Genomic DNA, 14,193 nt, shown 5'->3' on the forward strand with positions numbered 1-14,193 from the left:
AAAAAACCGAACGGATTTTCTAGTTATGAACTGTCTGCCTGTCTGAACGCACGCTCGAACCCAGGGCTCGTAACGAGGCTTCCAAGGTCCGAGCTTTTCCAAGTTCTCCCAGATTGTCGCAGTTGCGCTAGCAGTGAGTGGCGGGTCGTCGGAAAGCGACGCCGCCTTCCAGCGTTCAAAGAAGAAGGGATAGTGAAGGTTGCGTCGCAAAAACTCCCAGGCCCACTGTTGAGGGGTTAGGGCAGATGTGGCTAATGACATAAAAATTTGGCCTGCAGCGAACGAAGCAGTCTAGCTCCCTCATATGGATCGCGTGCGGGCATTGCTGTCAACAGTAATCCATCTCGGACGCGGGCGACTGCGTCGATTCACAAACGTTTGGCCCCCGTCAAACTTTTGGGAAATGCCAGTGCGGATCTTGAGAAACTCGATTTTTCACGAGGAGATCCAAACAACGCCAAACGCCTGTATCGCAAGTCGCCGTCGTTCATCATTCGGCGCCACCTAACTCCTTCAAAAATTTGCGTCACTAACCAGCTTGAATCGGCCCGCCCGGAGTCGCGCTCGTTCAGCTTTGAGATCCACATGAACATCAATGAAGAAAATTCCCAAAGAACAACTCGATCACGAGCTCGCACGAGCAGCGATCGCCGGCCGCCCGAAAGTATCTGAGGCTGGGCCTAGTGCCGGAGCGGTTGCATTTGCCGCCTTGCATGAGTACCACCGCGAGCCTGTCGACCGCCTACTCAAAATTCACGAGGTCGTGGTGCTTACTGGCATGTGCCGGAGCTCTGTCTACAACCGCCTGCGCGACGGTGACTTCGTCGGCCGTGTGAAGATCGGTCCCCGTTCGATCCGCTTTCCGGAGTCTGAGGTCCGACGGTGGATAGCCGAGCGGCTGCTTGAGCGCGACACGAAGGGAGGACGAGATGCCCGTGCGTAAACGCAATGGTCCATTGCTTGAAGGTGGCGGTGCACTGCGCGCTGCCATCTTGAAAGTCCGCCGCGCGATTGACGTCAGCGGCCGCCGTCTCCCGAAGATCGCGGTGAAGTTGACTACGCCTGGTGGCGAGTGCTGGGCTTACCTGCCTGAGCATGATTTGGTGCAGAAGAAGACGGGGTGTCTCATCGACTTTGCCGTTACTCATGACATCGACACAAGCGACATGGAGGAGGCGGATCTGAAGATCCTCTGTGGTCAGTTGCGTGCTGCGGCAAAAATGCGCGTTGTGCTACTGCAGCGACCCGGCTATTTCCGCGTTCTGGCCGCTGCGCACGAGGCGGAGGGCTTCGTGTATGCCAATCGCATCTACTGGGCGAACGAACAAGGGCAGCCCGGTAAAGTGGTCTGCGTGACCGACCGAGATGTGGTTCCCGCCTCGTGCTCCTTGACGCGTTGGAAGCGCAAGGTCGGCGTCTTGTTCGAAGGCCAACGTTACATGACTGTCGCACTGGGGGCGACTCTCTGCGCATTGCTCGTGCGCGCACTGGATTTGCACAAGATTTCTTTGTTCATCATCGGTGAGAGCTCGATGGGAAAGAGCGCGCTGCAGCGGGCGTGCTTGTCCGCAAGCCGCTCGGGCGATGATCTCGAAAGTGCAACCGGGACCGTCCTGGGCTTGCAGATGCGTATGTCTGAGCGACCTGACGAAGCGGTTCACCTGGAGGATGCCCGACAAGCCGGTAGCTCCGCAGATCTCCCCAAGCTCATCTTCGATGTGGGCAACGGCGCCGCGCGTGCTGTTGGCTCCGCTGGGCAGAGAGCCATCGTAGGGGAGCCAGCCTACTGTACGCTCGTGGTATCGAACGAGCGGACGATTGCTGAAGGGGCGAGAGGGGCGTCCGGCGTGCAGATCGACGCCGGAATGAGCGCCCGCGTTTTCGAGTTGGTCATCGAAGCCGAGCATGGTGCTTTCGACGCGCTTGCCCAAGACCAGGAGCCGGCGGAATTCGCCGAGAAGCTCGCCAGCCGATCGCGCAATTATTTCGGAGCGCTCTGGCCCGAGTGGGTCGAAGTGGTCGCACACAACTTGCAAGAAATCCGCCGGCAGCGTGACCGAGAGATCCCGCGCATGCGCCAGATTCTGGAGACCGCTGTTGAGGCTAAAGACCCTGTGTTGAAACGGATGATCAGCGGCTACGCCGGTTGGATGTTCGCGCTTTCGGTTGCGATCGACTACGACCTGATTCCGCTCACAAAGCAGGAAGTGCGCGGGGCCTTCGTCAGCGTCCTGGTTGAACAGCAAACGCGGCGCGGCGTCGGCCAGACACGCCAGCAAGATGAGATTTTGGGCTCGGTGCGCCATGCACTAGACCGCAATCCGAAGTTTTTCGTGCCTTGGGCAGACCGATCGAATGTCTTCAACGGCATGTGGGGGTACATCCGCGAATTTGAAGGCGAACGCTACTACTTGCTGTTGCCACGGATGCTCGGTGAGCTCTGCAAGGGTTTCGGTGATCGGGACGCTTTGCGGGCGCTCGAGGGCGCGAGTCTGCTCAAAACGAACAAGGGCGAGAAGACGCTGTCGGTTCGCCTGAACCCGGGCGAGAAACCCAAGCGGTTCTACGCGATCAGCGCGCGCATTCAGGGCGACGGCTAACCCATCAGTTGCGCTGTTACGCCGTAACAGCGCAACAACAGCGCGCACGAGTGCTGGGTCGCCATTGGTCCCGACCTACAACCGGGGTAATACCCCACAAACCTTTATTTCATTTACTGGTCTGGCTGAACCGCCAGGCAAGGAGAGACTCATGCCTTTTCGTCTGATTCCTGAACTGGAATCGCATTCTGATACTGACACCGAGCAGACGGCCCGGCTTTTCAGATCGTCGTTGTTCGACACCATGAAGGTGAAGATCAAGCTCCCGGCTAAAGCCGTTAACGAGCTGCACGCCTCGGCCCTCAAGCACGACGGCTACAACTTCAAGGTTCCCGGTCCGTTCCCTGGTTGCATCGCCACCATCTTCTCCCGACCCGGTGAAAAGATCGTGTACATCGAGGCAGGCCCGAAGTTCCTTACCGGTCAGAACATCGTCGGTATCGAGAACGCGCATCAGCTGACCTCCGAGATCATCATTTCAGCCCTAGTGCGTGCTGGGATTGGCATCAGCCAGGCACTTGCCCAGCGTGTGGAGGAGGGCGCCTATGAACTGCTGCGTGCCGACTTCGTTGCTCATTGCGATTGCGGCTCCCCCGGGCGTCTCCGCGCCGTCATGCTGGCGCTGCGTCATCTGGCTGTCGGCACTGCGCGTGACGTCAGCTTCTACGGCGTTGACACGCTCTACATCGGTCAGCACTCCCGTCGCAAGTCTTTGAAGATCTACAACAAGGGCTCGGAGCTGTCGATTCGCCCGATCCCTGAAGGTGTGCCGAATCGAACCCAGCTTACCGCTAAGGCTCAGAGCCTGTTGCGCTTTGAGTTCGTCCTGCGCGCTGAGGAGCTGAAGCGCCTCGGCCTGTCTGATCCGAAAGCGCTGACCTCTGAAATCGTCCGCGGTCTCATTCAGCGTCAGTTCGGCTTCGTCACCCGTGCCAGCGGTTTCATTCCGGATCTTGCACTGGCATCGAATCTGTCCCGCGCGTGCCAAGCGAAGCTTCGCGCGTGGGTGCTCGGCGACACGTCTGCGTTTGCTGGCTCCCCGACGACCTTCTCTTCGAATCGTCGGCAAGTTCTCGCCACCACAGGCATCGATGTCGCGAGTCCGATTGACGCCAAGACCCAGCGCTTGGCCGTCATGGCGGTCCGCGATGTGCTGCGCGACGGTGTGGGTTTCAAGGCTCGACCGAAGCAATGGGAGCGCCTGAAGGAGCGCGCCGAAGCATGCGGCCAAGGAGTGCTTCGCGAATAAGTCGATCCCTGGAAACCACCGAATTCCCTGTTTAGGGCCGCAGCGGGCTCGCCGGTACGGCTGCCGCCCGCGTGGTGCTCACTCCGGCAACCTGGCTGCTATCAGCAATTGCAACCCGGTCTGCGCAGAACACGCGTCCATGTCGTGTTCTACGAGAAAGATGGCGTGCTGGTCCTTGAGGGGCGTCAACAAGGCCGGCATGCGTTAGGTCTCTTCGGCGCCCCGCAGAGCGTCCTGCGCCATTGGATTGCACCTCCGAACGCATTGGCGATATGCGCTGACAATAGGCCAATGTCTTTCGGGTTTAAGCTCGCACCCCTCTCCGACTAAAGGATTACTTGATGACAAAAACTTTCCTCCAGGTGCAAAAGCAGATCGAGCAACTTCAGAAGGAGGCTGAGCACTTGCGCAAGAAGGAAGCCGATGGTGTGCTCAGTCGCATCAAGGAGGCAATTGCGGTGTATGGCTTCACCTCTGCCGATCTCGGCTTTGGTAAGGCATCTGGTCGGGTGGCTGTGGCTAAGACGGCCATTACGAAGAAGACGAAAAAGTCCAAGAAGGCTACTGTTGCTGCAACGGGCGCACCCAAGTTCAAGGACGACCAAGGCAATGTGTGGAGCGGCCGCGGTCCTCGCCCTGGTTGGTTCAAGGCTGCGCTCGAGGCGGGCAAGTCCGCTGACGAGCTGTTGGCCAAATAGTAAAGCTGCCACTCGGGCAGGCCCGAGTGGCATCCGGCTCACGCCAGTCAATGGGCGAGCGGGCAGCGCTTCAAGCTCTAACGTCGCGAAGCAACTGGTTGATAGATGGCCTGGGCCCGCTTTGCTGCCTCCGCCCTCTGGTCCTCGCTAATGTTCGGCAGCTCCAACCCTTCGTCACCGGCCGCGTACAGCCCGCCGCCAAAATCGCTGTCGTAAAACTGCCCATCTCGTTCTCCTCCATCGTGGTACGCGCGCATGGTCGAGATGGTGAGGTCGCGCCCGTGCAGCAATGCCAACTGATGCCATTGCCAAGCGTCCATCGCGTTGTCCGAGTCCAGCGCCTGGGTGGCAAGCGCCCGAATCAAGTCCATATCACCGCGCGCAGCCAGTTGCGTCATTGCGGTGGGGTCGCCTCGCCGTGCAAGCACAGCCAGGGCGTCAGGCGCTCCCTCCGCCGCGGCAACGCTCAGCCACTTCATGCGTTCGGCGTCGTCGGGTGCAAGTTCTGCCATGCGCAGCGCGCTCACGGGCCCTTTCATGCGGTCGGCCACTTCGTATAGGACTCTGCTGCCCAGCACCTCCGCGCATTCCAGGGCGGCCATCCGATCACCAAGCGACGCGGCGGTCTTGAGGTGGCGCATGTACTTCTCGTACACCGGCGCGGCGCGCAAGTAGCCTTCGACCCAGCCCTGCTCGATCAAGGACAGCTTTCTGCCTTTCAGCGACTCTTCGTAGAGGTAGGGGCTCGGCCTCTCGCAGCGGTAAAAAGCCGCAACCGCAAAGTGCGCAATCGGATCCTCCGGGCGAAGCTGAACCGCGCGCTCGAGGCTGTCGAGGAGGAGGGGAGACCTGATAGGTAGCCGTTGACCTTGTTGAGGTCCGCGATGTGGATCGGAGCGGGACTTCGTCTCCCAATCGTCATCGTCCAGATCCTCGTCTGCCAGTTCATCCTCGTCGTCGAGGCTTTTTCGCGAGGCCGAAGAAGACGCATGCAGCGCGGCCGCAAGCGTTTGCCATTCGATAAACGACAGCTGCAGCTCGCCAATCAATCCAATCAGCTCAGTTGCAACAAGCTCTGCATCTGCTGTCGGGTACTCAAGCTGTATCGCGCGGCCCGCTATCAGCGCGCGTGCCTGCAGGCTCTGGCCGTCAGTCCCCGCGTCCGCAAGCAATGCAGTTGCATCAAAGGCGGCCCAAGATCGAAACCCCGCCGCTGCTGCAAGCAATTCGAGCACGTGCCCCCGCTTGACGGGTGTGCCGGTGCGGGCCTGGAGACGGGATTGCGCAACATACGCCAGTTCTTTCAACGTCATTCGAAACTCCTTCGTTGTCGACACGTCGCCTCGGAAACGGTGCGCGCGTTTAAGTGCCCGAGGACGACAGGCGTCGGAAGAAGATCCGCGTTGAACGAAGAGATGGAAAAGTGGCCTTTTTCTACTCGCGCGCAAGTAAGGTGGGCACCTGGCGCGCAGTCTAGCGCAGCCGGCGGGTGGCAATCAATAGCGGTGGGGCTGGCCGTTTGGCCCAGCCAGTCGTTATCGTAGTCTTTGTAAATGCCCGTTTATCGCGACATGAGTCATGTGCGGCCCAGGTTGGAGGTTTGGGGAGCGGCCTCATCCTTGGTTTGAAATCAGTACGCGGAGGACTTCATCGGGAGTGCGAACACGGGCCCCCGCATGATGATCCAGCTCAGTTGAAGACGGTCGAGAGCATCGCGACGAGCCCCTCAGACATCCGGACCCGATACAGCTGGAGTGGCCACTCGTGGACACCGGAGTTGAGAAGGCGCATATTCTTGATCCCTCCACTCGATGGGAGGCCATCATGGAATGCTGCGGCGATTCGCTGCAGGGAGCTAGCCGCGGCCTAGCTGTCTCAGAGCTGATTCAGCGCGCGCATTCATCATTGGGGGAATGCGCGCCCAGCGAACGGGTTCGACGACGGGCTACGGTTTACGTGAATTGACCTATCGCGAGTCTTGTTCAGGCGTGGCGTCGTGGGGCTCCCCGCGTGTTCTGGCTGCAGCCAAGTTGTGGCTTAACCGGAGCGGGAGAGGCGGCTCTCTCCAGACCGGCGCCGATGCCAAGCTACTTGCGGAAATCGATCTCCCGCGTGAGAACGATGCCGCGGAAGTCGCGGAGCCTGTCTCGCTCAACGGCGGAGTTTTCGGCTAGAGCGAAGTTGCTATTGACCTCTTTAAGCAGCTGTTCCGTGTACTGCAGGTCGTTGTCCAGGGCAGCCATGTTCTTGTACTCGACCAGAATGAGCAGATCAGGTTCGCCGTCTCTGGGGTAGGCAACATTCAAGATCTTGTACGAGAGGACCTTGCCGTCCTTTTTCTGTTGCTCCACCAGGGCTCTCCAAAACCCGGACAGGTCCTTGATGTACTCATTGAAAACACCCGCCTTGGTCTTGACGTAGGTGATCGTCCATACCGACTTTTCGTTCCAGGCAGCGTCCTGCCCCTGAGCCAGGGCGTAGCTTGAGAAAAGGAACAGCGAAAGAAAGACAACCTTGCTGATAAACGAAGTCATAGCCGCTTTCCCGATCGAGTAGGTCAGGCAAAGTCTATGGGCGCGGCTTCGTGCAGTCAACGGACCCCGTTGCCGCGTTGCGAGTCCAAACGGGCCGCTCTTAGGCTCTTGGCTGATGCTCCCTTCCCATACCTCGTCGCGCCGACGAAGTTGCCAAGTTCCTCCATTGACAGTGCGCGGGAAAGGGGGAACACTGCGCCGGCGGTTGTTTTGATCAACCTTCGGAGGGTTCACATGCCTAGCAGTCCTTCCTCGGCGCTTGCTGCTGCCATCTCGCTATCAGTGGTCGTTGGCGCGACCCATGCGGGCACTGAGACTGTGAACGTCTCGAAAGACAGCATTGCTGGTGCAGGTAGAAACATCATGCGAACTGCTGACGGAGGCTTGGTCTCCGCTTACAGCGTCAGCGAGAAAGCGCGCCTCCAATTAGTCTTCAGCAGATCTACGGACAATGGCAAAAGTTGGAGTGACGTTATCGTTCCAACTGCGGACGGCGACGTGAGGCAGGCGGCGATCGATTCAAACTTCCAAGGCTCGTACATCGCGTTCACTCAGGAGAGCGGGGGGACCACAGCGGGTAGGATCGCGTTCGCAAGCGCTCCGTTTGGGTCAGACCCATCGCTGGTTGTGTCGGAGCGCGTCACGCCGGCGGGTGTTGAGCCGAACGACACGTTCATTCAAGCTTCCCGCAAAGGGTGGGGAAACCTTGCTGCGGATGACCGGGAAACAGTCGTCTATGGCTGGCAGGATGGAAAGTCTAAGAGTCTCTACATCGGTGTGTCGTCGGATGGCCGTACCTTCCCGATGGCTCGGAAGGTGGTGGATGACCCGTTCGCGGTCTCTGGTCCTTCCGTTGCGATCAGAGGTAATTTTGTCATTGCAACATTTCAAACGAAGAACCCGGCGATGGTGCCCGCAGACGTTTCCGCGCCAGGAGGGGCATACCCAGTCTGGGTCGAATCCTTTGACGCCGGGAAGACGTGGTCAACTCCGAAGCCTCTCTTCGGCATACGTACCGATGACTTCCCCGCAGTCAATGTCGAGGTGCGCCCTGGTGCCTTCAAGGCTGTACGGCTTGCGGGAGGGACATCTCAGTCGAATTCGCCCAGCTTGAACTGGGCGACCTCGCGCGATGACGATTCGAACGAGGAAGCCGAAGACAAGACGGTCCCTCGTGCTGCAGGTGCTGTCAGAGCGCCGCGAACGGATGGTGGTACCACTTTCGTGCAGTCGTCGCTGATGCGCGTTGACAGTGAGGGGCGGCGAGGAGAAGTCAGCGTCGTCAGCTTCCGCCCCATCGAGCCTGGCGCCAAGTGGACGCACGTGATTGCGCACAACAAGCTTACGCAGGTCGCCGGCCGGCAATCCCGGACCGCCTCACTCGCGGACGCCGCAGCTTCGCAGTTCCAATACAGCGCACTGATCGACACCTCTGTTCGCGCGACTCTTTTTCAGGAGCACGATCCTGGGAGCGATAAGTCTCGATTAGTCATCGCGGTGTCGACTGATACTGGAAAGTCGTTTGGCATAAACGTCAGCTTCTCCGCAGCGGAGTTGGCTGGATTGGGCATCCCTCACCTTGGAAAAAGCACGATAGTCTCTGCCAGTCAGTGCCTCTTTGAGGATCGAAATGGTGAGGTTTACATCGACCTTTTAGTCACTGAAGGCGGCGCCCTGAAGTACGCTCGGCTACCTCTTGGTGTGAATGCGAGCCGGCTCCGGGTCGAGCAGACAGTGGCGCGACGTGGCCCGGACTAAGCCACGCACTTATTCCTCTAAAGGAAAGTTGGATGCTGCACCACGTCGAGATCTACGTTTCCAATTTGGCCGTCACGCGGGCCTTCTGGTCCGAGTTGCTCGCGCAGATCGGCTACACAGTCACCGCCGACTTTGGAGATGGTTTTACCCTCAGTGTGGCGGAGGACGCGTACTTGACATTCGTCCAGGTAGCGGACAAGCACGCTTCCCATGAATACCACCGATCTGGTGTGGGACTGAATCACTTGGCGTTCAAGGTATCGAGCAGAGAGCGCGTAGATGCACTTCGACAGCTTTGCCTAGAGCGTCGCTATCAGTGTCTCTACGACGAAAGGTATCCATTTTCAAATGGCGGGACTGACTACTACGCGCTGTATGTTGAGGATCCAGATCGCATCAAGGTTGAGTTCGTGGCAGCGTGATGTGATCCTCGCTGGTGCAGCGGTCCTCTCAGCGTGTGGCATCAGTCTATGCTGTGCGCAGACGTCCGTCGCGGGCGATTGGGTCCAAGCGCAGCAGTTGGGCGGGGCCCTTAGCGTGTATTCGTACGGCGAGTCACCATATAGCCAATCTGCCCCCTTCCTAACGCTCGAAGAGCGAAACGCATTTTCGAGAGGGGCCATCGAGTTCAACCGCATTCGACAGTTGAGTGCGGATCGCAACGCGAACTCCTGCACGCATTGCCACGTCAAGGATGGGCGGGGAATCACGCAAGCAAATGACTTCCGATTAACAGGTTTTTCCGTTTCGAATCCGAAGAACGGAGAGGCGGCAAGCATCTATCGTCACCCTGCCGCTAGCGCACCTCCCCAAGGAAAACTGGAAGGCGTGGATTGGAGGCTTGTCCGCACTATTGAGCTTCCTGGCCGTTTTAAAGTCGATCTGGTCGTCCCTGAGGCGATCGTTGATGGCTTCAGTACTCACGTCGAGCTTAGGACATCTCCTGGTGTGTACGGCTTAGGATTGTTGGAGGCCATACCGGATGCAGAGCTCAGAGAGCTGGTCAGACGGCGGCCGTATCTCCGATTCGGCGTAAAGGGACGGCTTGGCGAGATAGCGAAGTCCGAAGGCACCTTGCCTCAAATCGGGCGGTTCGGCTGGAAGGCGAGTTTCGCCAGCCTCGATGAGCAGGTGGTGGCTGCGCTTGCGAGCGAACTCGGAATTGGAAAGAGTCAATCTGCTCAGGAGGCGCCACAACTGGCGGCGACGGTGGCGGACCTTACCGCTTACCTTCGCTCAATTGCCGTGCCGGCGCGAGATCGCGAAAGCGTGGACCGCAGCAAGCGAGGCGCTAGGCTCTTCTCAAGAGTCGGCTGCGCGATGTGCCACACGCCTAGTTGGAATCGAGTTGGTGTTGCTGGCCTAAAGGAGAGACTGGGTCGGGCAGAGAAGATTTATCCATTCACCGATCTACTGTTGCACGATATGGGCCCTGGGTTGCGCGCCAACAACTCCGATCCACTCAGCGCATACTGGAGGACGCCCGCGCTCTGGGGTATTGGGTTGCAAGCGTCAGTTTCTCCTCAATCTGGCTTTCTCCACGACGGTAGAGGGCGGACAGTGCTTGAGGCAATTCTCTGGCATGCAGGTGAAGCCCAATATTCGATTGCGCGATTCGAATCGCTGTCGCAGCAAGATCGTGATGACCTATTAAGTTTCTTGTCCTCTCTATGAAGTGGGCCTTGATTCTGAGCATGGCTGCGCGCCAAGGGCGGAGCCTCCTCCAGGGCTTGATGAGGCCGAGCGCACGATTCCAGTGCGGGCGAAGCCACGCAGAGCAGCACAGGCGAGTGGCGCTTACCCTAACCGGACTCGTACTCGGCGGGCTGTTGACTGCCATTACAACGGCTGCAGTAGCGTCTACCGAACCGTCGTTCTTGAGAGATCCGACCGGATACAACTCGAGACTCGTCTTCGAGTTCAACGGTCGCCTATGGATTAAAGACGGTGACAGTCCGCATGCCCGCCGCCTGACGAAGGGGAATGACGAGGAGTTCTCGCCGGCGTTCTCTCCGGACGGGACCAGAGTCGCCTTTGTGTCACGGAATCAATCCGGGGCCGAGGTTCATGTTCTTGAGCTTGATTCTGGGTCGCTGAAGCAACTGACCTATGACGGTGGATCCAACGTCAAAGTACAAGGCTGGTTCAGCAACAGTGAGGTGCTTTACTCGACGACCATCAGGTCGAAGAAGCGCGGACCCCTCTTATTCGTTGTCAGCGCTGACAGCTACACAACCCGAACGATTCCGCTTGCAGAGGTTTCTGAAGGCTGCACTATCCAGGGCGACTTCGTTTTCGTCAAACACGAGGAGTTGATTGATAACAACCGCCGCTACCGTGGCGGCTACGCTCAAAGCATATTCAAGATCAACTTGGGCGCCATTGCTTCTAACGGTGGCCTCACCTCGAAGCGTGATGCTTGGGTTTCAACTCCCTTGACAGACCCGAAGCGCGCGATCAGTCGAAAGCCTATTTGCACCGTAAACAGAATCTACTACCTGTCGGACGAGAGCGGCCGCTTTAACATTTGGTCAATGGAGGTGAACGGAAAGGGCGTGCGCCAGCACACATTCGAGACTGACTACGACATCCGTTCCATATCTCACGCCGGTCGCGGCAGGATTCTATACCACAAGCTTGGAGAGATCTATGAATTGGATCTCCGTGTGGGTCGATCGGAAAAGATCGACATCCGCTTGCCCGTGGACGCTTACAGCAACGAACTGGCACTGAAACTCAGAGTTGCGGACGCCACTGAACTGCAGGTTTCAAATGATGGTGATCGTGCCTGGGTGGTGGTTCGAGGAAAGCTTTGGCGCATAGACGCTACTGCTCGTGCAGCCACTTGCGTTGAGTGCGCGTCGAACCTGCGCGTGAAATCAATCCAACTCGCTCCCGATGAACGCACAGTTTACGCATTGGAAGACTCGACTGGCGAGTATCTGATTCGTAGGTACAGTCCGGTCCCCGGGGGGCCTGCGGTTCGGCTCGGTGGTGACATATCCGAACCAATTCTCGACTTTTCCCTCTCGCCGAATGGTCGCGACGTACTAGTTCGATCGGTTGCCGGCAACCTGTTCGTTATAAATGCGGCGACCGGTGAGTCGTGGCCGATGGGCATAGATTCGCGGACCCTGCCTCAGGCCATAAGCTGGTCGTCGAGTGGTAGGTTTGCTGCTTTCGTGACCTATACGGCGCAAGACATTGGCCAGATCACCGTCCTAGATGTCAACTGCCGTAGCGTCCGCCATGTCACGAGTGGCCGGTACGAAGCTTCGTTCCCGGTCTTTTCTCGCGGCGAAGACAAGCTCTATTTCGTCGCTGAGTCGAACTTTCGGTCGACCGTGGTAGACCCGTGGGCGCCTCGCGGATATTGGCCGGACTACCAGAAAAGGTCGCTGGTTTATTCCGTGGCCTTGAAGCAAGATACCTTCTTTACGGAAAGTGGGACTGCACCAGCTTGTGCCGCTGACGGACAGCGCGCGATCTCCATGCGGGAGTTGCAGCTGCAGACCGAAGAACTGCCGTTCACAGCTGGCAACTACACCTTTCTCGCAAGATCAGGTAACCGCCTACTGGCGATCTCTAAAGAGGCAGTACGTGATCCGAAGGGCCGGGTGGTGAGTTTCGGGTTGCCGGGGAACGAGGGCAGATCCGCGCCTATCGCGCTATTGCCTTTTGAAGTGAAGACCTATGCAAAGTCAAGGGACGGCCGCGCGTTGGCTGCATTGCACGAAGCCGGCCTTGTCGTGTGCCACCTGCCTGAGCCGGAGTCTCGTTGTCTCGCTGCAATCCTGGACAACATAGACGGGCTTGACCTACAAGTAAACCTCCAGCAAGAACGTCGGCAAATGTTTTGGGAGCTGTGGCGCCTGTATCGCGACTACTTCTGGCGCCCTGATATGGGCGGCGTGGATTGGAAGGCAGTCGGCGCGAAGTACGCCAAATTCCTGCCTCGCGTATCCAACAGAACTGAATTCAATGAACTGGTATCCGCGATGATCTCCGAACTAGGTGCTGGTCACACGTCGGTTAGGGGGCCTGATCAAGGCGCATTTAGCTCCGCGGCCACGGGGAAGTTAGGAGGTTTGCTGACGAAAGACGCAAGTGGCTTAAGAGTCGCCGAGATCTACGATGGAGATGTAGACCTTGTGGAAGAGCGATCCCCCTTCAGTAGGGCGAAGCCGCCGATAGAAATCGGTGATCTCATCACGCACATCAACGGCGTCGCAGTACGCGACGTGGATTCATTCGCACGAATGCTCATAGGAAAGGCTAGACAGCGCGTTGTAGTGGCTGCGAGCAAGCCTAGCGGTGAAGCGTATCAAACAATCGTTGAAACCGTGTCTGCTCCTCGCGAATCGCTCTTGCGTCTCAAGAGCTGGGTGGCGGGGAATCGCAATCTGGTGGAGCAGCGTAGCCATAGGAAGGTCGGTTACATACACCTTCGCTCAACGAACGAAGCAGACGTGGCCGACTTGATTCGGCAGTACGCTGACTTGCATGATCGGCAGGCGCTGATTCTGGATCTACGTGGGAATAACGGAGGAAACGCAGATCCGTGGATCTTGAACTTTCTTCAGCGCCGAACGTGGCTCAGAATTGCCAGTCGAACTGATCGGATTGAGCTGAGGAATCCGCGGGAATCCTTTAGCGGTCTGCTGATCGTTCTGGTGGATGGGGATACGTATTCGGATGGCGAGGCTGTCGCCGAGGGCGTGCGCAGGATGCGCCTTGGAGTCTTAGTGGGTAGCAGAACGTCTGGCGCCGGCATCTGGGTGAATGATGACAAGTCGTTGATTGACGGAGGCGCCGTTCGGATACCGGAGGCGGGATCCTTTGTTGTCGAAAATGGCGTTCGGAAGATGGTAATTGAGGGGCGTGGAGTCGAGCCGGATGTACGTGTTGAGAACGACCCTTATGCTCTCTTCCACGGACACGATGAACAACTCGACACGGCCTTGCGCATAGCAATGCGAAGGGATCGATCGGGGGTTGATCTGCCGCCTCGGTCGACACATCGAGCGAAGGCCCCAGGTCAACCATAGTGACCTCGATTCACTGCCAGTCCGCGCTCGGCTGGTAAGCGACAGCACAGATGCGACTCCGGTCAATCTTGGATGAGGCCTCGCCGACGAACGACTGAAAGAGGAATAGCACCGTGAGTAGATGATGCGACCGTCTACGTTCGCTAGCGCTGCGAAGCGGAACCGCGCGGGCACTTTCTGTCGCTGGATTTCTCACGTTGAATCGGCAAGTGAAGTTGCGAATCATGAGCAGTGTTGGTGAGGTGGGTTCCTCATAGGCCATATCGTCGATAGCTGATACGGCGGGCTCTCATCGCTTTGGGGCAA

At 58.3% G+C, this 14,193-nt stretch carries 10 protein-coding genes; 8 read left to right on the top strand and 2 right to left on the bottom strand.

Annotated features, from left to right (window positions below):
• The first annotated feature begins 595 nt into the window (after positions 1 to 595).
• The 4 genes from ACSFA7_RS00365 to ACSFA7_RS00380 all read left to right on the top strand — a co-directional run bounded on the left by ACSFA7_RS00365 (position 596) and on the right by ACSFA7_RS00380 (position 4,547).
• Positions 596 to 943 (top strand): helix-turn-helix transcriptional regulator, encoded by a 348-nt coding sequence (locus ACSFA7_RS00365; RefSeq protein WP_435497565.1) that lies wholly within the window; start codon positions 596 to 598, stop codon positions 941 to 943.
• Positions 930 to 2,600 (top strand): DUF927 domain-containing protein, encoded by a 1,671-nt coding sequence (locus tag ACSFA7_RS00370; protein ID WP_435497566.1) that lies wholly within the window; start codon positions 930 to 932, stop codon positions 2,598 to 2,600. Before ACSFA7_RS00365 ends, ACSFA7_RS00370 begins: the two co-directional genes overlap by 14 nt.
• A gap of 151 nt (positions 2,601 to 2,751) precedes the next feature.
• Entirely contained in the window at positions 2,752 to 3,849 is a 1,098-nt protein-coding gene (locus ACSFA7_RS00375) for a phage/plasmid replication protein, II/X family (RefSeq protein WP_435497567.1), read from the top strand.
• Positions 3,850 to 4,190: 341 nt separating this feature from the next.
• Entirely contained in the window at positions 4,191 to 4,547 is a 357-nt protein-coding gene (locus ACSFA7_RS00380; protein WP_435497568.1) for an H-NS histone family protein, read from the top strand.
• A 77-nt stretch (positions 4,548 to 4,624) separates the two neighbouring features.
• Here the strand turns inward: ACSFA7_RS00380 and ACSFA7_RS00385 are convergent, their stop codons facing one another.
• Positions 4,625 to 5,860, bottom strand: a complete 1,236-nt coding sequence (locus ACSFA7_RS00385) for a hypothetical protein (protein ID WP_435497569.1) — start codon at positions 5,858 to 5,860, stop codon at positions 4,625 to 4,627.
• Positions 5,861 to 6,634: 774 nt separating this feature from the next.
• Positions 6,635 to 7,081 carry a hypothetical protein gene (locus tag ACSFA7_RS00390; RefSeq protein WP_435497570.1) on the bottom strand — a complete coding sequence of 149 codons (447 nt, stop codon included), beginning with the start codon at positions 7,079 to 7,081 and terminating at the stop codon, positions 6,635 to 6,637.
• A gap of 234 nt (positions 7,082 to 7,315) precedes the next feature.
• Here ACSFA7_RS00390 and ACSFA7_RS00395 point away from each other — a divergent pair, with 234 nt between their 5' ends.
• The 4 genes from ACSFA7_RS00395 (at position 7,316) to ACSFA7_RS00410 (ending at position 13,887) form a co-directional block, all read left to right on the top strand.
• Positions 7,316 to 8,839, top strand: coding sequence for a sialidase family protein (locus tag ACSFA7_RS00395; protein ID WP_435497571.1), 1,524 nt, complete (start codon positions 7,316 to 7,318; stop codon positions 8,837 to 8,839).
• Between the two features lie 32 nt (positions 8,840 to 8,871).
• Positions 8,872 to 9,261, top strand: coding sequence for a VOC family protein (locus ACSFA7_RS00400; RefSeq protein WP_435497572.1), 390 nt, complete (start codon positions 8,872 to 8,874; stop codon positions 9,259 to 9,261).
• 223 nt (positions 9,262 to 9,484) lie between these two features.
• Entirely contained in the window at positions 9,485 to 10,513 is a 1,029-nt protein-coding gene (locus tag ACSFA7_RS00405; RefSeq protein WP_435497573.1) for a di-heme oxidoredictase family protein, read from the top strand.
• A 203-nt stretch (positions 10,514 to 10,716) separates the two neighbouring features.
• Positions 10,717 to 13,887: a S41 family peptidase gene (locus ACSFA7_RS00410; RefSeq protein WP_435497574.1), complete on the top strand. Its 3,171-nt coding sequence runs from the start codon at positions 10,717 to 10,719 to the stop codon at positions 13,885 to 13,887.
• Positions 13,888 to 14,193 lie beyond the last annotated feature (306 nt).

The organism is Variovorax trehalosi, from assembly GCF_051216415.1.
GTDB lineage: Bacteria > Pseudomonadota > Gammaproteobacteria > Burkholderiales > Burkholderiaceae_C > Variovorax.

Excerpts from the sequence above, each read along its gene's own strand:
- ACSFA7_RS00365 (WP_435497565.1), top strand. The coding sequence starts at position 596 with ATGAAGAAAATTCCCAAAGAACAACTCGATCACGAGCTCGCACGAGCA.
- ACSFA7_RS00400 (WP_435497572.1), top strand. The coding sequence starts at position 8,872 with ATGCTGCACCACGTCGAGATCTACGTTTCCAATTTGGCCGTCACGCGG.
- ACSFA7_RS00375 (WP_435497567.1), top strand. The coding sequence starts at position 2,752 with ATGCCTTTTCGTCTGATTCCTGAACTGGAATCGCATTCTGATACTGAC.
- ACSFA7_RS00390 (WP_435497570.1), bottom strand. The coding sequence starts at position 7,081 with ATGACTTCGTTTATCAGCAAGGTTGTCTTTCTTTCGCTGTTCCTTTTC.
- ACSFA7_RS00395 (WP_435497571.1), top strand. The coding sequence starts at position 7,316 with ATGCCTAGCAGTCCTTCCTCGGCGCTTGCTGCTGCCATCTCGCTATCA.
- ACSFA7_RS00385 (WP_435497569.1), bottom strand. The coding sequence starts at position 5,860 with ATGACGTTGAAAGAACTGGCGTATGTTGCGCAATCCCGTCTCCAGGCC.
- ACSFA7_RS00370 (WP_435497566.1), top strand. The coding sequence starts at position 930 with ATGCCCGTGCGTAAACGCAATGGTCCATTGCTTGAAGGTGGCGGTGCA.
- ACSFA7_RS00380 (WP_435497568.1), top strand. The coding sequence starts at position 4,191 with ATGACAAAAACTTTCCTCCAGGTGCAAAAGCAGATCGAGCAACTTCAG.